Source organism: Shewanella bicestrii (genome assembly GCF_002216875.1).
GTDB classification, from domain to species: domain Bacteria; phylum Pseudomonadota; class Gammaproteobacteria; order Enterobacterales; family Shewanellaceae; genus Shewanella; species Shewanella seohaensis.
In genome coordinates, this window is the sequence record NZ_CP022358.1 from 387,320 (window position 1) to 405,488 (window position 18,169).

Consider the following 18,169-nt stretch of genomic DNA (forward strand, 5'->3'; position numbering starts at 1 on the left):
TGGGGCAATCGTTCAAATCCATTATATAAAGGGAATTAATAAATGAGTTTTCGAAAAAGCGACCAAAAGTTAAAAGTCATCCTCAGTGCTGTAAATGTATGGAAAGAGCAATGCCTGCTCCAATCCCGAGGGGTTTTTTCTAATACAAGAACATGGAATTACGCGAATTTTGAAAAGTTATATGAGGATTTCGTCAAACACCCAGATCCTAGTTCTGATAAAGATTTTTTTACCAAACTTGAGCACCAACTGAGGAATTCATCAGCAAATACTATAAGGCTCGCAGCTGAAATGCTTTGGTTTATGTCCTTGGCTTCAATAAACATTTCTACAAGGACAAAAAGAAGCAACATTAAACGAGTGTGGGAATGGAGTGGAGAAGCATTTGATGAGGGGCATCAACTACTCACAGATGGCGTTTTAGGTGGATACGCCAAAACGGGGGTAAGTTTTAATACCAATCGTTGGCGAGAACTCACTTATTTTATCAATGTGATGTTGGCATTTTACAAAGAGAAACCAGAAAAGCGGGGCGAGTTACTTGCTGAAGGGCAGACCTTAGCGCAATGGTTAGAAGGAATAGAAGATACTTCTAACCGTCAATTCAGGCATATCCTTCTGTTTTTATTGTTCCCCAAGCAATTTGAGCGGATAACCAGTAATACGCAGCGTAAGCAAATTGTACAAGCTTTTGAGAACATAACATCAAGGCAAGTTAATAAGTTGTTTTGTTGGCAAATTGATGAGCTTTTACTGGGTATTCGAAAACGAGAATCTAAGCGGTTAGGTACAGATGATATTGAATTTTATCGTTCACCGCTGAAAGAGGTATGGGATCCAGTTGACTCAGAAATTATGACTGAGGATGAGCAGGATATAAGTGATGAGCAGAAAGCAATAAAAGATGAAGAGCAACGAAGCAAGGAAATCGAGCAGAGTAGCAGAAGTGATAAAAATAAGAAGCAGCTTATCGAAGCCCGCAATGGACACGGTAAGTATCGAAAAAACTTATCGAAAGTTGAAACTGATTGCCGGATCACGAAAATTAAGGATAAAAAGTTCCTTACAGCAAGTCATATAAAGCCGTGGCGTCATTGCAATGATAAAGAGTGTCTTGATGGATACAACGGCCTTTGGTTAGCCCCCCATATTGATCGTTTATTCGACAGAGGGTGGATAACCTTTGATTACTCAAGTGGAGCATTGCTTTGTGCCAATACTAATGTGGAAAGAGTATTAGAACTGTGGGGCATAGAGCAGGGAACATCTATTGGTACTCTTAAAAAAGAGCAGGCTCATTATATGAAATACCATAATGAACAGCTTTTTAAAGGAAGTTCAAAGAAAAAATAGCCCTTCAATTTTGATGTCAAGATTAAGTTATGATGCCTTGGTGGTTAAGCTTTTAAGGATGGATAGAGCATGGAGATCTTTGAATATTGGAACTCTTGCCTAGCAATGGGACTGACTAAGCACCCTGATGATCTAGTTGTGCTTGATGAGCTTCATCATGATTTAAATAAAGCCATTGATTGCGAGTTTGAATTTGGCTTGCCACCGGGGCCTTTCTTTGGCCCTTTAAAAACAGCGAAAATCGTGTTGTGCTACGCCAATCCTAGCCGTGATGAAAGCACTGCTGAGGTTGTCACATCGACAGCATTGAAAGAGCGGTTGTTTGCTCAACTTGATGGTTTACAGTCTTATCCTTATCAGATACCGGGTTGGGATAAATGGTTTAAGCCAGTTGCCAATAGTTTGTTTGATGGGAATTGTGAACTGGCATCAAAGCATATCTGTGTGTTTAATTTAGTCCCTTATGCCTCTACCAATATGGACCAAGTACAAAGTTTTGCCGCCAGCTTGCCAAGTGTTTGGGCGGCGCAAGAATACCTTAGGCGGACACTAATCCCGCAAGCTTTGAGAGAAGAAATTCTATTGGTGATGTGCCGTTCTTCTCTATTGTGGGGATTACAGACCCCACATGGTTCAGCAAATATAGTGATTAACAAAACGCGAGTAGGGTTCACTGATGAAACCAAGAAGCGTATTAAAGCGTGGCGAAATGCCATAAACCTAAACTAAGCAGTGACTTCAATCGCGGATGTCACGTTGAGGTATAAGGATTAATTAGCTTTCATTGGATATTTTGAGTTTCTTTAAGTACTTATTAAGTGCTTTTTGGACTGGATCCACTGGTGTTCGAGCTGTGTAACCAAAACCCTTTTTTCGTTCAGTTTTAGAAAATACCCTCATTTCATGTGCTAACTCTGCGTGAGAGCCGCTTAATCTATTGAAATAAGGGGTTGGAAAGACTGCCGAGTAGATATGGAATTTGAGGTGTTCAGCAGCGTTGTCTTTATAGTAATGATCCAGTGCGGACTGGATCAAAAGCAGTGCCTCTGGTCCATCATATTCAGCGATATAGTATTTAACGGTTTCTAGCTCAAATCGATATTGACGAACAATTTCGATAACTTTATCTAAGTTGCGAGTTTGCATTTCACTAAGCTCTATCAACCGCCAATAAGCATTGAGAGCGTTTTCTATATCTATCTGTTTTATTTTTAGGTCAAGGCGTTTATAGAAATGCCACATAAAAGCATTAACAAGTGCATTCGTTCTTACGACTAATTTTCCCTCTTTTGTTTTGGCTCCGGTAGATCGGCCGCCATGGAGCTTACAGCGGCCATTGGCTTTATTGCCATAACGCTTACAAGGGTTACCACTGCGAGTCTGTGCTCCGCAAGGTGGTAGTGTTTCTAAATCAAATCGGCTCATGACTATTTCCTCTTTGGATCAACAAACGTGGATCTCCAATAGGTGGATCTGCTTCGGTTCATGGGCTTTGTTTTGCATTTTGAGGAACGTTTTTTAGTTAGCGCCATCAACATTGCAGATAAACGCCTCAAGCCCTTCGTTTTTCTGTGTTTGAGTGTGTTTCAACCCCCTTTGCAGGTGGATCAATTGCCATTAATGGATCTTGAGTTTTTATCGGTTCATGGGGTACTTAGGTGTGATCCACTACAAAGTGGATCTACAAGGTGATGTAAACTGGATGTCCTAGTCAGAATAGATTCTTTCAGTTGCTGGGTATGGCTTCTTTCGGTAAACCAAGCAAAGGCAGGCTTGATGGATTTAACGGCCTCTCTTATCGTGCTCTCAGCATGCTGGGCTTTTACTCTGCGCTGATTGATTTGAGCCGTAATAAAAGGGTCAACCAAGAGCGTATCTTTACTATCGTCAAATGATGCTGCTGGTTGGATTTTATTGCTCAGAAACGAACGTGCTTTGATACCGATCTCCTTTGTCACTGTTTTGGCAAAGTAACTGAGACGGTAAATAGCATGCTTGAGTGAGGGCTTATTCCCACGACACATTATGTTGAAAGGATTATCGACTAATGACGCTGTTCCACCAGTTCGCTCCCATTGTGATTTAAGCTGACTTAACAGTTTGTGTGGATAGTTAATTTTATGTCCACTGAGCATAAGGGCGACATGATAGTGTTGTATTTCAGAGTGATGTCGCTCTCTAGCACATAGGTATTGCACCTTACACTTGTATTGTTGAGATAGTGCACTGGCCTGCTGCTTAAGGAACTGATTAATTAGATTGTTATCAGCAGAATACTGCTTTGGGTGTAAATCAATTCTAATCACCATGACTTTACTGTAGTGACTTAACATGCCTTCACAGCTGGAAATGATTTTCTCCACAAGTTGTGGCTTAAGCCCTTGAGATTTGGGTTTGTAGACATGGTAAGCATGATCCTTATACATCATTAATATTGAATTGTGCTTGTTGATACAGAACATCGTTTAACCTTCTATTTTTGACATACTGAAAACAGGCGACCATATAATATTTAATATCCGCCTATTTATCGGGCTTGATCGATAGTGTTCGATTGAGCACTCAGGGGTTTTAAAGCTTTTTAGTCGGTTTTGATTTGTAGGCGTTGTGCGTCAAACTGTGTCACTAGACTCGTTAAAAAAAGCAGGCAAAGCCTGCTTTACACCAGAAAGTAGCGTACTCATTCACTTTAATAGCCACTCGCGCACATCTTTGAATAGCCAGCACGAGCGTCCATTCTCTATCGAGGCTGGTTTGGGAAATTTCCCTGCTTTAATTCTTCGCCCTAAGGTTGAGCGGCTAATGCCAAGCAACCGCTGGATTTCTGGCTTTCTAACGACACGATATTCATCAATAAAATGAGCTAAGTGATCGGTATTGGATGTTTGCATTAGCACTTTCCACCTTCGACTGTCTGGCGAGAAGCAACCCATTCAGTTAGTTCGGATAACAGCCAACCGACTGAAGCACTTTGCGGATAGAGTTGTCTGCGCTTAGGAAAAAGGCCCTTACGCTCAAGCGACCACGCTGTAGTGCGAGAAATAGAAGTAATTGCTTTACGCTCGGCTTCACGAACGATGCGGTCTGTAGATGGTTTATTTAATGAGTTCATGCTCACTCCCGTTCATTGTTGTTCGGGAGTGATTATGGCTAATGATGTATTCTTAAAAAGTGCTTCTACATAGTTGAGGGGGGTATTTATTTTTGTAAAGCATTGATATTAATCAAATATATTTTTTGATTGTTGATGTGGTAAACTTAGTTTGGATTAACTCTTTTAATCTTTCAGTACTAACTTTACTCATGCCCTTTGATTTGGAAAAATCATAACCTTTAAGGTACTTATTGATAAATTTGGATGAAGGGAAGCGCTCTGGAAATACTATTAGTGCAGGAAGGTCTAGATTATTACCTTTTTTTGAAAAATCTTTGATTGTATTGAAAATACTATCAACAAGTGCGGACTTGGTGACCTTTCCGTCAATATCACCCATCATTACAAAGTCTGCCATAGCGGTAATCAAATTTTGAACTGGAATGGTTCTGGTTGCAGTTTTCTTACCACCGGCTTGAGGGATTAACACTTTTTGAATAAATCCTGAATTTGCGTGCCGTTCAGTGGGGGTTTTCATGTCATGAGCACCAGCAAAATACCCAGTCAATATTGCCGTTTCTATGATGTTATAGAATAGATTCCAGTTGAAATCCTTCCCTTCATTGGGATTGAGGGATAACTGCAATTCCTTTAGTTGTCTTCCTATGGTATTCAAATGGTCTTTCAAGATAGAAATCTCAGTCTGATAAGAAACATCATTTATAACAACAGATTCTGGGCTGCCATTTCTAAGGCACTTTGGTATTCGGCCTTCTAAAACCCTTAATAATTCAAGCCCTTTATAATTAGCAACATGTAATCGGTAAAGTGCATTATTTTCGCCAACAGGCATTGGTATACCTAACGCATGCAATTTATAAGGGAGCATTTCTGGTAGTAGCATTCTTTTTATGTCATCAATTTGTGACAATATCTCGCTTTTAGGAAGATTCATATTTATTGAAACCTGAATTGTTGATTTTGCTCTTATAGGAAGTACTAGACTAAATATGCGTTTATTATTTCTAACAGTTAACTATCGGGGCTATGAGATTTGCTACTGAGTTGAGAGCATCTAGACGTTCATCAAAGTAATCGTAACGGTCATAAATGCCTTCAACGCCCTTGATTTTGTGGTTAAGGCAACGCTCGGCAATATGAGATGGGACTCCTTGCTTAGCGAGTAGACTTCTGCAAGTACGTCGGAAATCATGAATAGTGAAGTAAGGTATTTCTCCCATACGATTAATGGGTTGTCTGGTTTTGCTTGAGTCATGTCCAAAGAGTGAGGCTACAGCCCGATTCAGGGTATCACCTGAGACATGTGGCTTTTTGCTTGCTTTGCGATTAGGAAATACATAGTCCGAACCACAAGCTCTGATCTGTAACTCTTCAAACCATTCAACGACAGAATCAGGAAGTGGGATTGATATTGCTTTGGAGCTTTTTGTCCTTGGTTGTGGTAGTTTCCATAACTTCAAATTCAGATCTATTTCTTGCCAAGTTAATTTCAAGAGTTCGCCTTTTCTCACCCCTAAGCAAACTAACAAAGCTGAGGCTAGGTAGTTGTCCCGACCAAAACTGCTTATGTTGTCTTTTGCGACACTAAAAAACTGTTTCAGTTCTTCAACTGACAATGCTCTTTCTCTGCTTTTCTCCACGCCACCAGCATCTGCTGGTTTAAAGTGGCTCGCGGGGTTACCATCTTTTAAGCCAAGCTTGCAAGCATGAGTAAATAGCTTTTTGCAATGAAGCAGCGTGTCATTAGCTGTAGTGGGGCGATTACTATGGGCGACCTTTTGGATGATGTTTCTAATATCAAGGGGTGTTACATCCTTAATTTGCAAGCGGCCAATATAAGGTTGGACTTCTTTTGTATAGATTCTTAGTGGGATTTCACTGTGCTTAAGTCGTTTTTTTGCATCGACAAACCAATCATTGAAGAGGTCATCTACGGTTTGAATTTTCTCTTGGCCAATTTTCGCTCTTTCAGCTAGAGGATCGCCTCCCTTACTAATTGATTGCTTTAATATGGCAGCAGCAGCTCTAGCATCCGCTAGAGACATGTGTGGATACTGACCACCTTCTAGGGTCATGAATCGACGCTTGCCGTTTGAGGTATACCTTAACTCCCAGCTCGCTTTGCCTTCTGTCTGCACCCGAATATAAAGCCCATCGTCTACTAATTTACGAGTAGCTGTCTTGCTGCGGATAAATGCTTTGATCTGCTTATCATTCATGCTGTTGGACTCAAGTGGTTACTAAACCTATATAAAGTGGTTACTTGAATGATTTAGTAACCATTTTAGTAACCACTTCATAGCTTACAATAGCAAACAAACTCGAACCTGTAAAAACATTAAACCCAGCAAGTGCTGGGTTTTATTGGTTATTTTAAACAATGGCAATCAGGCTAAAACATCATTCCACATTCTGGATCTGCTCGCGCATTTGTTCGATGAGTACTTTGAGCTCGACTGCGGCGGCGGTGATTTCGGTGCTGATGGATTTTGAGGCGAGGGTGTTAGATTCGCGGTTAAATTCCTGCATCATAAAATCTAAGCGACGGCCTTCGCTGCCACCTTTTTTGAGGATGCGGCGCGCTTCGGCGACATGAGCTTCGAGTCTGTCCATCTCTTCGGCTACATCTTGTTTTTGTGCTAACAGGATCATCTCCTGCTCGATGCGGGCCGGGTCGAGTTCGCCTTTGATTTCAGCAAGGCGATTAGTGAGTTTATCGCGCTGATATTCCATCACTTTAGGCATGTGCTCGCGCACGATAGCGATTTGTTCTTCGACGCCTTCTAAACGGCTTAACAGCATGTCTTTAATCGCTGTACCTTCGCGGCCACGGGCTTCGATAAACTGGTCTATCGCTAAATCGAAAGCCGTTAATAGCTCGGCGCCAATGGCATCCATATCTTGCTCTGAGCTTGAGAGCACACCAGGCCAGCGTAAAATGTCAGTCAGGCTGACTTCGCCTTGGCCGGCTTCTTGTTTTAACCAACTGGCTGCATCGAGCAACTGCTTGGCTAACCCTTGGTTTAATTTGAGTTCGTTATTGCTGTTGTCGGCTAACTCGTAGCGTAAATTGACCTCGACTTTACCGCGGCTTAAGCGTTTACGCAGGCGATCGCGCAGTACGGGTTCGAAGCTGCGGAATTGTTCTGGCAGACGTAGGTAAGTTTCGAGATAACGCTGGTTGACTGAGCGAATTTCCCAAGAGGCAGTGCCCCATTGTGCTTTGTGCTCGATGCGAGCGTAGGCTGTCATGCTTTGGATCATGGGATTGTCCTGATGGTTGAATCGTCATATTGATAGGCGATTATAGAGTCAATGGCTTTAGGATTAAAGGCATACAGTATACTGCGAAGGGGAAGCTTGTGTTGTAAATGGCGGAGTTTGCCAGAGAATTGCCCTAGGCATGGCATCCTCAGGCACAAATCCCTATAATATGCAGCCAAAATCGGTCAATGACTCAGAATACAGGAATCTCGCATGCGTCCAAGTAACAGAACGCCAGCACAAACACGTCCCATCACTATCACTCGCCAGTTTACGGCCCACGCCGAAGGTTCTGTGTTAGTGGAGTTTGGCGAAACCAAAGTACTTTGTACCGCCAGTTTTACTGAGGGTGTGCCACGTTTCCTTAAAGGTCAGGGACAAGGCTGGGTGACGGCGGAATACGGTATGTTGCCACGTTCAACCCACAGCCGTATGGACCGTGAAGCGGCTCGCGGCAAGCAATCTGGTCGTACTCAAGAGATCCAGCGTTTGATTGGCCGTGCGCTGCGTGCTTGCGTCGATATGAAAGCCCTTGGTGAAAACACTATCGTTATCGATTGTGATGTGATCCAAGCCGATGGCGGTACTCGCACCGCATCTATCACAGGTGCCTGTGTGGCTCTTGTGGATGCACTGAACTGGGCCCGTGGTAAGGGCATTATTAAGTCTAACCCACTGAAGTTTTTGATTGCTGCAGTCAGCGTAGGTATCTACAACGGTGAAGCCATCAGCGATCTCGAATATGTGGAAGATAGCGCGGCCGAAACCGATATGAACGTAGTCATGACGGAAACCGGTAAGATTATTGAAATTCAAGGTACGGCCGAAGGTGAGCCGTTTAGCCATGAAGAATTGATTGAGCTACTCGGATTGGCGAAGAACAGTATTCGTGAAATCGTCGATGTGCAGAAAGCCGCATTGAATTAATTGTTGTTGATAAGAAGCCCCGTTATGGGGCTTTTTATTAAATCAATATTGCTATAACCCAATAAAAATAGAACGTTAAAGTCGTAAGGAGAGATTGTGAAAGCCTATCAACGTGAGTTTATTGAATTTGCCCTAGAGCGTCAGGTACTGCGATTCGGTGAGTTTACCCTTAAATCGGGCCGTATCAGTCCTTATTTCTTTAATGCGGGTTTATTCAATACTGGACGAGACCTTGCGCGTTTAGGACGTTTTTATGCGGCGGCGTTAGTGGATTCAGGCATAGAGTACGATCTGTTGTTTGGCCCTGCCTACAAAGGTATTCCGATTGCGACCACAACTGCGGTGGCCTTGTGCGAACACCATGATATCGATATTCCCTACTGCTTTAACCGTAAAGAGAAAAAAGATCACGGTGAAGGTGGTAGCTTAGTCGGTAGCGAGCTTAAAGGTCGGGTAATGCTGGTGGACGATGTGATCACTGCGGGTACGGCGATTCGTGAGTCGATGGAAATCATCGAGGCCCATCAGGCGCAGCTAGCAGGCGTATTAATCGCGCTGGATAGACAAGAGAAGGGCAAGGGCGAACTGTCGGCCATCCAAGAGGTTGAGCGTGATTTTGGCTGCGGTATTGTGGCGATCATCAAACTTGCGGATTTGATCAGCTATCTGTCAGAAAAACCGGGTATGGAAGCGCAACTGGCGGCGGTAAGCCAGTACCGTGAGCAGTATGGCATCGAGGCCTAATAAGGCTTAAGCGGGTTATAAACTGCTAAAACAAAAACGCTGCGATTCATCAAGAATGGCAGCGTTTTTTTATGCACTGATTAAATCTAACAGCTTATTTGGATTGATTTAAAAACTCGGCACGGGTGGCGGGGTTAGATTTAAAAATACCCCCTAAGGCGGTGGTCGTGGTGGAACTGGTGGAGTCCATCACGCCGCGGGATTTGACGCAGTAATGCACCGCATCCATTTTTACGGCCACGTCTTTGGTTTCGAGCAGGGTTTGCAAGGCAACTAACACTTGCTGAGTTAAACGCTCTTGCACCTGTGGACGCTGGGAGAAGAAACGTACTATGCGGTTAATCTTTGATAAACCGATAATTTTCTTACGTGGGATATAAGCGATTGTCGCTGTTCCATCGATAGTGACTAAGTGATGCTCACAGGTACTGGTCAGGCTGATGTCCTGCACGCGCACCATCTCATCGAAGCCCATTTTGTTATCAATGACAGTGATCTTCGGGAAGTTTTCATAGTCTAAGCCGGAGAAAATTTCGTCGACATACATTTTGGCAATGCGGCGTGGAGTGTCGGCAAGACTGTCGTCGGAAAGATCCAATGACATTAGCGTCAGGATTTCCTTCATATGGAATTCAATCTTGTCCTTACGCTCTTCAGGCGTAAACACATTGGGGAGCATGGGGGTTTCAAGTCCGCGTTCTTGTAGGGCGGCTTGTACTTTTACTGCTGCTTCACTTAATGCCATCTTATCCTCCACTACTGCAGTAGCGGCTATCACTGAAAACCTAGCACCCTAAACTGAGTTTGTACAATGGGTGAACTCAGGTACAAATCGACTGGTTCTTATCTGGGTAAGAACAAGGTGGGGGAGAATAGCGCGAATTGCAGATAATTCATACCAAAAAACGCTCACGCTGAAGATGAAAAAGCCGATAGTCCTTATCGATTATCGGCTCCTTGAGGTGCTAAAACATCATTATCTTGATGAAGAGAATAGGGCGTGTCGACGTTTCAGGGTTATTTTTGCAGCAATTTGGCTGGCTTTAATGCAAGGCAAAGTCCGTGCAGTGTAGTTATTCTACATAAACGGACGATAACGCGGCAGAAAAGCCAGCCAAATGCTGCCCGAAGGGTTCGTCTGGCAAGCCCTTGCTCTTACTTTCTGTCATAAGAGCCGCTCGTCATTTGAGTAGAATAACTACACATCATTCCTCGTTTCGCGAGCACGTGATTGCCAGAACGAACAAAATTTAATCTCGAAACGTCAACACGCCCTAGTTATTTTAGTGAGTACTAAAGTTTCAGGTTGGTTTTTAAGAAGCTTAGCATCTGATCGTAATACTTGGCTCTGTGGCTATCATCATAAAAACCATGGCCTTCGTTATCCATCACCAGTTTTTGATAGGGATAATTATGGGCTTTGAGGGCTTTTTCGAGTGATTCGAGTTGTGTTATTGGGGTTCGCTCATCGTCACCGCCATGAACCAATAACAAGTTTGCCTTAAGCTTGTTGACGTTATAGCTTGGAGACATCGCTTTAAGTGTTTCCAAGTTCTTGCCTAGTACATTTTTTTGATAGCTGCTTCCGGAAGATGAGTCCGCAACGTCACTATCGTCTGTCCAGAGGGGGAGATCGTAGATCCCTGACATGCCCACGGCACATTTAAACATATCGGGTGCTAATACCGCACTTTGCAAGGCGCTATAGCCGCCAAAGCTACCGCCTGCGATACACACCCGTTCCTTATCGGCAAAGCCTTGGTCAATCACATATTGAGTTGCATCGATAATATCGTGCTGAACATCCGAGCCCCATTTTTGATAGCCAGCTTGCTCGAAACGCTCGCCATAACCCCCTGAGCCACGGAAGTTTACCTGCAACACCGCCATACCATTTTGAGCAAGTAGTTGGTTTTGTGAGTCAAACCCCCACCAGTCACGAACGCCATGGGGGCCACCATGGGGATTGACGACCAGAGGTAAATTTTTGGCTTCTTTTCCATTGGGTAAGGTTAAGTAGCCATGGATTTTCTGGCCATCACGGTTAGTGAAACTAATTGGTTTAACCTCCGCCATTTTTTCGGGGTCGAGCCATTTACGGGCGGCTGCCAGATACTCTAGCTTGAGCTTTTTCGTATCAAACAAATAGTAATCACCGGGATTGCGATCGTTAAATGCAATCACCACCAATTGTTCGCCATTACGGGTTTCGCTGACGATTTGCACTTGATACCCCGGCAGGGCCGCGAGTAAATCCTTAAGCAGTTTGGCATGGTTATCGTTGTTATCGACAAAGGCATAACTGGGGTAGCCATTTTCAAACTCAACGGCATAGAGCTGTTTGTTTGTGCCATTGATCCAGAAGTTGCTCGGATCGACGACCTCATCTTGAATAATCTCGGCCTTCTCACCTGTTTCTAGGTTGATGCGATAGACGCCTAAGGTTTCATTACCCACTCGGCCTGCGGCATAAATGCTATTTTTATTATCGGCGAAGGAGATAGGCGTAAAATCACTTAAGCCTAGGTTGAGTTTGTCGGTGTTTACCCATTCGCCATCTTTGCGGTAAAAGACTTTAGTAATGTTTTTGCCATCTTCCCCTGCCACAAAGCGGACTTCACCCTCATGGTCTGTCATAAAGCGTGCTTGGCCAATGGGGGAGCCTGTTATACGTTTACGAACCCCGCTAAATAAGTCAACGCGGTAAACATCCTGAAGTGTTTCAGTAAAGTTGGGGGCACCACCCCATGGGATCGCATTGACTAACATATAACGCTCGTCATCAGGCAGGGGATCGAGAATAAAGGCGGTAGCACTTATAGGAGTATTTTTCTTGAGATTCGATCCTGTTTGTTGCTCGCTACTTTTATAACCAAATAAATATTTTGGGCGAGAACCATCGGCATTAACCGCCATTAATTCGCCGTAGTATTGGGGCACATCGCTCCAGCCCTTAAGGTATTCTTTTGCCAGTACTATGCGCTCGCTATTGGCCCATTCATAGGTGCCTACCTGCGCGTTGCTCGGGAAGCGAATTGCGTTAAGCAATTTTTTGGTTTGTGCATCGAGTACTAAGAGGACATTCTTGCCTTCGACACTGGTGATTGCACTTAAGTATTTGCCGGTAGGCGAGATTTTGACGTTAGAGTACTCGTTACCGCGACTGAATAATTGGGATTGTGACAGGGCATTTGTGGCCGAGGTTTCGGCCGCTAATGTGCTGAAAGGCATAATAGGCAAGCAAATTACGGCCAATGCAGCAAATGGCAAAGATTTCATCTGACATCCTTGTAATATTATTGTGGTTTTTGTTTTTAAAATGTTTGCTTGAGATTAAAGCAAAAGAAATATCGATACAAGGAGTAGGGGATAAAAGAAAGGACGGTGATTACCGTCCTTTGTATTGAAAAATCATTAGCTTTGTAACAGCTGATGCTGAATAAAGCGCCACTGTTCATCGAAGTGCTGTGTCGGTTTGAGTTTAAACTCACTGCGCACAAATTGGGCAATTCGCCCTTCGGCGAAGGCTAACAGCAAATTAGCTAAAATAGCCTCATCTAAATTAAAGCCTTTACCTTCACGCAGGGTTTTTTCCCGCAGGATTTGCTTGAGTTGGGTTTCAATTTTGGCAAATAGAGTACTGATACGACTGCGTAGACGCTCGTTTTCACCTAAGAGTGCATCGCCATTGAGTACCCGAGAGATCCCAGGGTTGCGCTCGGCGAAAATCAACAGCAGCTGTAGCACTAATTGGCAACGTCTCATGGTGTCTTTTTCATCGTCCATGATGATGTTTATACGAGAGAGTAATGACTCTTCAATAAACTCAATTAACCCTTCAAACATCCGCGCCTTACTCGGAAAGTGGCGATAGAGTGCCGCTTCCGATACTCCGACCTCAGAGGCGAGTTTAGCGGTGGTAATACGTTGTCCTGGGCTGGTTTCTAGCATTTGCGCTAGGCATTGCAGTATGTGTTCACGACGATTAATTTTTGGGCTTACAGCCATTGCAGTATCCTTGCTCAATATCGATGCTGGTTATTTAGTGCCAGAATGGCCAAATCCACCTTCACCACGATCTGAGCTGTCGAACTCATCAACGAGTTTGAATTGTGCTTGTACCACAGGTACAAACACGAGTTGTGCGAGACGATCACCAATTTCTAAAGTGAATGGGGTATCGCTGCGGTTCCAGCAAGAGACCATCAAGGGGCCTTGATAATCTGAATCGATAAGCCCAACCAGATTTCCGAGTACGATACCGTGTTTATGGCCAAGGCCTGAACGGGGCAGGATCACGGCGGCTAGGCCTGGGTCTGCCACGTGGATGGCGATGCCAGTAGGGATTAATTGAGTCTCACCCGGGGCTATCGTCATTGTGGTATCTATCATGGCGCGAAGATCCATTCCCGCACTGCCTGGTGTGGCATAGGCGGGCAGGGGAAATTCAGAGCCAATACGGGAATCGAGGATCTTTAATTCAATCGGTGTTTTCATTTATTTTGTTTTTTCTTTCACTATCAACGAAAGTAATTGCCGAGCCAACGTGAGCTTATCGGTGGCAGGCAAATCTTGACTACCCTGCGGCCAGAATATACGCAGGGCATTGGCATCGGCATTAAAGCCCAGACCAGCAACGGATACATCGTTTGCGGCGATCATATTCAAATTTTTGCGTTTGAGTTTATCGCGGGCGTAGGTTTCTACATCATGGGTTTCGGCGGCAAATCCCACCACAAAAGGACGGTTTGCCAAGCTTGCGACCGTCGCTAAGATATCAGGATTCCTCACCAGCGCAAGTTGCATTTCTTCGGCGGACTTTTTGATCTTACAGTCCGCAATATCGCTGACGCGATAGTCGGCAACCGCGGCGCAGCCGATAAAAATATCTTTTTTATCAACATTATCCATCACAGCATCGAGCATGTTTTGCGCCGATTCAACATTGATTCGCGTCACCCCTTCAGGCGTGGCTAAATTTACTGGTCCTGCGACCAAGGTCACAGCGGCGCCCATCTCGGCGGCGGCTTTCGCTAAGGCGAATCCCATCTTGCCTGAGCTGTGATTAGAGATATAACGTACCGGATCAATTGCTTCGCGGGTTGGCCCTGCGGTAATGAGCACCGACTGGCCTGCTAGGGGCTGTGAGGAGACATCTTTTGTTGCAAAAAAGTCTGTTGCCAGCTCGGCAATCTCAAGCGGTTCGAGCATACGGCCGGGGCCGACTTCGCCGCAGGCTTGGCTGCCACTGGCGGGGCCCCACAGGGTATAACCGCGGCCTTGTAAACTGGTTAAATTGGCTTGGGTGGCCTCATTGCGATACATCTGCTGATTCATCGCAGGGCACAGGGCTATTGGCGCTTCGGTCGCAAGGCAAGTGGTGGTGATAAGCTCATCCGCCATGCCCGCATTAATACGGGCCAGCAAATTCGCCGTGGCAGGTGCGATAATCACTAAATCCGCCCAGCGCGCCAGCTCGATATGGCCCATTGCCGCTTCGGCAGCGGGATCGAGTAAACTTGATGCCACGGGATGGCCTGATAAGGCTTGCAGAGTGAGTGGGGTAATAAATTCCATGGCGCTCTGGCTCATCACCACACGCACATCAAAGCCGCGTTCTTTTAAGCGGCGTACTAAATCCGCACTTTTGTAGGCCGCAATGCCGCCACCAATACCCAGTAGGACGTTTTTCGTTATCAGGCTCACAGACATAATCCGAGATTGAAATAATGTTGCCAACCATACCACAAAGCGACTAATTGGCGTGACTGTCCCAGTTCAAAAAATCTCGTCCATACTTGTTTAAAGTAAAAATTCGCGCTGACAGGGAGGTCGTATGGCGATTAAGGATTGGCCCGAGGGCGAAGGCCCGCGGGATAAATTATTAGTAAAAGGCGCTGCTCATCTCTCGGATGCAGAATTACTGGCCGTGTTACTGCGAAATGGGTTGAGCGGATTGAATGCAGTCGACCTTGCACGCTCACTGATCCATGAATTTGGTGGATTAAGAAGCTTACTTTGCGCACCAAAGCATCAGGTGTGTCGACTTCCGGGCGTGGGACCTGTAAAATACGCCCAGCTTCAAGCCGCGGCTGAATTAGCGAGGCGTGTGGCACAAGAAAACCTGCAGAGAGGTCAGGTTTTGACAAATCCCGATTTAACTCGGGATTATTTAATGAGACAATTAGCTGACCGCTCCTATGAAGTGTTCGCAATTTTGCTGCTGGATAGCCAGCATAGAGTGATTCAATTCGTCGAATTATTCCGCGGAACAATAGATTCAGCTTCGGTGTATCCACGTGAAGTGGTGAGCCTAGTGCTGGAGAAAAAGGCTGCTGCCGTCATAGTGTGTCACAATCATCCGTCTGGTATTGCCGAGCCCAGTCAGGCTGACAGACGAATAACTGAGCGATTAAAAAATGCGTTAGCAACCATAGACGTATCCTTACTGGACCATATGGTTGTTGGTGATCGAGAGATAGTTTCCTTCGCGGAACGAGGCTGGATTAATTAATCTAACGCTTGATCTTACCTCTATGATCGTGTATAAAATGCGCCCTCTTTGTGCCTCGGGCGACGGCCATACGAGGTACATTAATGCTCGAGCGTTAAAATTGTTTTTTGGAGAAGACTGACATGTCAAGAGTATGCCAAGTTACTGGCAAGAAGCCGATGGTTGGTAACAACCGTTCGCACGCAAAAAACGCGACCCGTCGTCGTTTTTTACCTAACCTGCAAAACCACCGTTTCTGGTTAGAAGAAGAAAAACGTTTCGTACAGTTACGTGTATCTACTAAAGGTATCCGTCTGATCGATAAGAAAGGTATTGAAGTTGTTGTTGCTGAACTTCGTGCCCGTGGCGAAAAGGTGTAATAGATCATGGCTAAAGCTAAAGGTAATCGTGAGAAGATCAAATTAGTTTCTACAGCTAAAACTGGTCACTTCTACACAACTGAAAAAAACAAGCGTAACATGCCAGAAAAAATGGAAATCAAAAAATTTGATCCAGTTATTCGTCAGCACGTTATCTACAAAGAAGCAAAAATCAAGTAATCCTTGTTTAGTGTTTCGAGAAAAGCCCCTTATCTAAGGGGCTTTTTTTTGGGCTTTTTTCGGCTTCTCGTCATCAAGTTGAGATAAATCTGTCCCATACTCGGCAGTGCTGCGAAATCGCATTTGGTTAAAAAAATGTGATTATTTATCCAAAATGCATTTTTTTGAAAATATAAGCACTTTATTGTATTAAAACCGCATTTTAATGAGAATAAATTCTTTATTGGTGAATTAAGATGCAATATTATACGCGTGATTTAGTCATTCATTCCTGGTGTGCCATATCGGCTTTGCCAGCTCAAATATGAGGTGTAAACAACGCGTGCGTACCACTGAACTGGTTGATGGATTTCGTCATTCTGCCCCTTACGTCAATGCCCATAGAGGGAAAACCTTTGTGGTGATGTTGGGTGGCGAGGCTTTAGCACAAAATCAATTTCGCGGCATATTAAATGACGTGGCCCTGTTGCACAGTTTAGGCATTAAAGTGGTGTTAGTGTATGGCGCGAGGCCGCAAATCGATGCGGCATTAGCGGCCAATGGGATTGAACCCGCCTACCACGAAGGTGTACGTATCACCGATGAAGACTCACTCAAAGTGATCAAGCAGGTCGCGGGTGCATTGCAGTTTGATATCACCGCACGTTTATCGATGAGTCTAAGTAATACGCCGATGCAAGGCGCGCAAATTAACTTAGTCAGCGGTAACTTTGTGATCGCCCAGCCTCTGGGGGTCGATAATGGCATCGATTTTTGCCTAAGCGGCAAAGTGCGCCGTATCGATACTCAAGGGCTTAAGCGTCAGCTCGATAACCACTGTATCGTGTTGATGGGGCCGATTGCCGCATCCGTCACTGGCGAAAGTTTTAACCTCACGGCCGAAGAGATTGCCACTCAGGTTGCGATCAAGCTTAAGGCCGACAAGATGATTGGCTTTAGTTCGCAAAACGGCATCCTAGATCGCAATGGCGATGTGATTGCCGAATTAATGCCAAATGATGCGCAAAACATTCTGACTAAGCTCGCTGAGCAAGGTTCGGCCTGTATTGGGACTATGGCCTTCCTCAAGGCGAGTATCGATGCGTGCCGCAATGGTGTGCCCCGTTGTCATTTGGTCAGTTACCTCGATGACGGTGCTTTGCTGCAGGAGTTGTTCTCCCGTGAAGGCATAGGTACGCAAATCGTGACAGAAAGCGCTGAGCGTCTGCGCCGGGCATCGATTAGCGATATTGGCGGCATATTGAATTTAATTCGTCCTCTGGAAGAACAAGGCATTTTAGTGCGCCGGAGTCGTGAGCAGCTTGAGATTGAGATCGAGCAGTTTATGTTGATTGAGCGAGACGGCTTAGTCATTGGCTGCGCGGCCCTGTATCCCTTTGAAGAGGATAACGCAGGGGAGTTTGCCTGTTTGGTGGTGCATCCGGATTATCGCGATGCGGATAGGGGCAGTCTGCTGCTGAAAAACATCATAGGTCAGGCGCGTCATCGGGGTTATTCCCGTTTGTTTGCCTTGACTACCCGCAGCATTCACTGGTTCTTAGAACATGGCTTTGTGATCGAAGATGTGGAGGCCTTACCGCAGAAGAAAAAGCAGCTGTATAACTACCAGCGCCGCTCTAAAATTCTCGCCCTCGATCTTTAAGCTTTTAACGCTTGATAAGATGCCAGCCTAGTGCTGGCATTTTTGTTGACATAATATGTCTTTGTTGGCAG

At 44.9% G+C, this 18,169-nt stretch carries 20 protein-coding genes; 8 read left to right on the forward strand and 12 right to left on the reverse strand.

Annotation, left to right across the window (positions count from 1 at the left end; all coding sequences use genetic code 11):
* The first annotated feature begins 42 nt into the window (after window positions 1-42).
* Window positions 43-1,353, forward strand: a complete 1,311-nt coding sequence (locus CF168_RS01800) for an HNH endonuclease (protein ID WP_089066773.1) — start codon at window positions 43-45, stop codon at window positions 1,351-1,353.
* Window positions 1,354-1,422: 69 nt separating this feature from the next.
* On the forward strand, window positions 1,423-2,082 hold the full coding sequence (locus CF168_RS01805) for a hypothetical protein (protein ID WP_089066774.1): 660 nt from the start codon (window positions 1,423-1,425) through the stop codon (window positions 2,080-2,082).
* A 45-nt stretch (window positions 2,083-2,127) separates the two neighbouring features.
* On the opposite strand, the gene CF168_RS01810 is transcribed toward CF168_RS01805, so the two are convergent.
* From CF168_RS01810 to CF168_RS01840, 7 genes are all read right to left on the reverse strand, one after another.
* On the reverse strand, window positions 2,128-2,778 hold the full coding sequence (locus CF168_RS01810; protein ID WP_089066775.1) for an HGGxSTG domain-containing protein: 651 nt from the start codon (window positions 2,776-2,778) through the stop codon (window positions 2,128-2,130).
* A gap of 218 nt (window positions 2,779-2,996) precedes the next feature.
* The gene (locus tag CF168_RS01815) at window positions 2,997-3,815 is read right to left on the reverse strand and encodes a YagK/YfjJ domain-containing protein (protein ID WP_089066776.1); all 819 of its coding nucleotides are present in this window, start codon (window positions 3,813-3,815) and stop codon (window positions 2,997-2,999) included.
* Between the two features lie 222 nt (window positions 3,816-4,037).
* The gene (locus tag CF168_RS01820; protein WP_157705913.1) at window positions 4,038-4,244 is read right to left on the reverse strand and encodes a helix-turn-helix transcriptional regulator; all 207 of its coding nucleotides are present in this window, start codon (window positions 4,242-4,244) and stop codon (window positions 4,038-4,040) included.
* A complete protein-coding gene (locus CF168_RS01825; RefSeq protein ID WP_167373527.1) occupies window positions 4,244-4,465 on the reverse strand; it encodes a helix-turn-helix transcriptional regulator in 222 nt (73 codons plus the stop codon). Before CF168_RS01825 ends, CF168_RS01820 begins: the two co-directional genes overlap by 1 nt.
* Window positions 4,466-4,577: 112 nt before the next feature.
* Window positions 4,578-5,402, reverse strand: a complete 825-nt coding sequence (locus tag CF168_RS01830) for a hypothetical protein (protein WP_089066779.1) — start codon at window positions 5,400-5,402, stop codon at window positions 4,578-4,580.
* Between the two features lie 70 nt (window positions 5,403-5,472).
* The gene (locus CF168_RS01835; protein ID WP_011718521.1) at window positions 5,473-6,687 is read right to left on the reverse strand and encodes a tyrosine-type recombinase/integrase; all 1,215 of its coding nucleotides are present in this window, start codon (window positions 6,685-6,687) and stop codon (window positions 5,473-5,475) included.
* A 181-nt stretch (window positions 6,688-6,868) separates the two neighbouring features.
* On the reverse strand, window positions 6,869-7,732 hold the full coding sequence (locus CF168_RS01840; protein ID WP_089066780.1) for a YicC/YloC family endoribonuclease: 864 nt from the start codon (window positions 7,730-7,732) through the stop codon (window positions 6,869-6,871).
* Window positions 7,733-7,945: 213 nt separating this feature from the next.
* Here CF168_RS01840 and rph point away from each other — a divergent pair, with 213 nt between their 5' ends.
* On the forward strand, window positions 7,946-8,659 hold the full coding sequence (rph, locus tag CF168_RS01845) for a ribonuclease PH (RefSeq protein WP_011624329.1): 714 nt from the start codon (window positions 7,946-7,948) through the stop codon (window positions 8,657-8,659).
* 96 nt (window positions 8,660-8,755) lie between these two features.
* Window positions 8,756-9,403: an orotate phosphoribosyltransferase gene (pyrE, locus tag CF168_RS01850; RefSeq protein ID WP_011624328.1), complete on the forward strand. Its 648-nt coding sequence runs from the start codon at window positions 8,756-8,758 to the stop codon at window positions 9,401-9,403.
* Window positions 9,404-9,497: 94 nt separating this feature from the next.
* Here the strand turns inward: pyrE and folE are convergent, their stop codons facing one another.
* The 5 genes from folE to coaBC all read right to left on the reverse strand — a co-directional run bounded on the left by folE (window position 9,498) and on the right by coaBC (window position 15,118).
* Window positions 9,498-10,148, reverse strand: a complete 651-nt coding sequence (folE, locus tag CF168_RS01855; protein WP_011624327.1) for a GTP cyclohydrolase I FolE — start codon at window positions 10,146-10,148, stop codon at window positions 9,498-9,500.
* Between the two features lie 548 nt (window positions 10,149-10,696).
* A complete protein-coding gene (locus tag CF168_RS01860) occupies window positions 10,697-12,682 on the reverse strand; it encodes an alpha/beta hydrolase family protein (RefSeq protein WP_089066781.1) in 1,986 nt (661 codons plus the stop codon).
* Between the two features lie 135 nt (window positions 12,683-12,817).
* Window positions 12,818-13,411, reverse strand: coding sequence for a nucleoid occlusion factor SlmA (gene slmA, locus CF168_RS01865; protein ID WP_011624325.1), 594 nt, complete (start codon window positions 13,409-13,411; stop codon window positions 12,818-12,820).
* Between the two features lie 30 nt (window positions 13,412-13,441).
* Window positions 13,442-13,900 carry a dUTP diphosphatase gene (gene dut, locus CF168_RS01870; protein WP_011624324.1) on the reverse strand — a complete coding sequence of 153 codons (459 nt, stop codon included), beginning with the start codon at window positions 13,898-13,900 and terminating at the stop codon, window positions 13,442-13,444.
* The gene (gene coaBC / locus CF168_RS01875) at window positions 13,901-15,118 is read right to left on the reverse strand and encodes a bifunctional phosphopantothenoylcysteine decarboxylase/phosphopantothenate--cysteine ligase CoaBC (RefSeq protein ID WP_089068882.1); all 1,218 of its coding nucleotides are present in this window, start codon (window positions 15,116-15,118) and stop codon (window positions 13,901-13,903) included.
* 121 nt (window positions 15,119-15,239) lie between these two features.
* Here coaBC and radC point away from each other — a divergent pair, with 121 nt between their 5' ends.
* The 4 genes from radC to argA all read left to right on the forward strand — a co-directional run bounded on the left by radC (window position 15,240) and on the right by argA (window position 18,098).
* Entirely contained in the window at window positions 15,240-15,917 is a 678-nt protein-coding gene (radC, locus tag CF168_RS01880; RefSeq protein WP_011624904.1) for a RadC family protein, read from the forward strand.
* A 122-nt stretch (window positions 15,918-16,039) separates the two neighbouring features.
* The gene (rpmB, locus tag CF168_RS01885) at window positions 16,040-16,276 is read left to right on the forward strand and encodes a 50S ribosomal protein L28 (RefSeq protein WP_006079870.1); all 237 of its coding nucleotides are present in this window, start codon (window positions 16,040-16,042) and stop codon (window positions 16,274-16,276) included.
* Window positions 16,277-16,282: 6 nt separating this feature from the next.
* Entirely contained in the window at window positions 16,283-16,456 is a 174-nt protein-coding gene (gene rpmG, locus CF168_RS01890) for a 50S ribosomal protein L33 (RefSeq protein WP_006079871.1), read from the forward strand.
* A 322-nt stretch (window positions 16,457-16,778) separates the two neighbouring features.
* Window positions 16,779-18,098, forward strand: a complete 1,320-nt coding sequence (gene argA / locus CF168_RS01895) for an amino-acid N-acetyltransferase (protein ID WP_164717898.1) — start codon at window positions 16,779-16,781, stop codon at window positions 18,096-18,098.
* Window positions 18,099-18,169: the final 71 nt, after the last annotated feature.

Coding starts and splice junctions, on each gene's coding strand:
- CF168_RS01800 (WP_089066773.1), top strand. CDS start 43: ATGAGTTTTCGAAAAAGCGACCAAAAGTTAAAAGTCATCCTCAGTGCT.
- CF168_RS01805 (WP_089066774.1), top strand. CDS start 1,423: ATGGAGATCTTTGAATATTGGAACTCTTGCCTAGCAATGGGACTGACT.
- CF168_RS01810 (WP_089066775.1), bottom strand. CDS start 2,778: ATGAGCCGATTTGATTTAGAAACACTACCACCTTGCGGAGCACAGACT.
- CF168_RS01815 (WP_089066776.1), bottom strand. CDS start 3,815: ATGTTCTGTATCAACAAGCACAATTCAATATTAATGATGTATAAGGAT.
- CF168_RS01820 (WP_157705913.1), bottom strand. CDS start 4,244: ATGCAAACATCCAATACCGATCACTTAGCTCATTTTATTGATGAATAT.
- CF168_RS01825 (WP_167373527.1), bottom strand. CDS start 4,465: ATGAACTCATTAAATAAACCATCTACAGACCGCATCGTTCGTGAAGCC.
- CF168_RS01830 (WP_089066779.1), bottom strand. CDS start 5,402: ATGAATCTTCCTAAAAGCGAGATATTGTCACAAATTGATGACATAAAA.
- CF168_RS01835 (WP_011718521.1), bottom strand. CDS start 6,687: ATGAATGATAAGCAGATCAAAGCATTTATCCGCAGCAAGACAGCTACT.
- CF168_RS01840 (WP_089066780.1), bottom strand. CDS start 7,732: ATGATCCAAAGCATGACAGCCTACGCTCGCATCGAGCACAAAGCACAA.
- rph (WP_011624329.1), top strand. CDS start 7,946: ATGCGTCCAAGTAACAGAACGCCAGCACAAACACGTCCCATCACTATC.
- folE (WP_011624327.1), bottom strand. CDS start 10,148: ATGGCATTAAGTGAAGCAGCAGTAAAAGTACAAGCCGCCCTACAAGAA.
- CF168_RS01860 (WP_089066781.1), bottom strand. CDS start 12,682: ATGAAATCTTTGCCATTTGCTGCATTGGCCGTAATTTGCTTGCCTATT.
- slmA (WP_011624325.1), bottom strand. CDS start 13,411: ATGGCTGTAAGCCCAAAAATTAATCGTCGTGAACACATACTGCAATGC.
- dut (WP_011624324.1), bottom strand. CDS start 13,900: ATGAAAACACCGATTGAATTAAAGATCCTCGATTCCCGTATTGGCTCT.
- radC (WP_011624904.1), top strand. CDS start 15,240: ATGGCGATTAAGGATTGGCCCGAGGGCGAAGGCCCGCGGGATAAATTA.
- rpmB (WP_006079870.1), top strand. CDS start 16,040: ATGTCAAGAGTATGCCAAGTTACTGGCAAGAAGCCGATGGTTGGTAAC.
- rpmG (WP_006079871.1), top strand. CDS start 16,283: ATGGCTAAAGCTAAAGGTAATCGTGAGAAGATCAAATTAGTTTCTACA.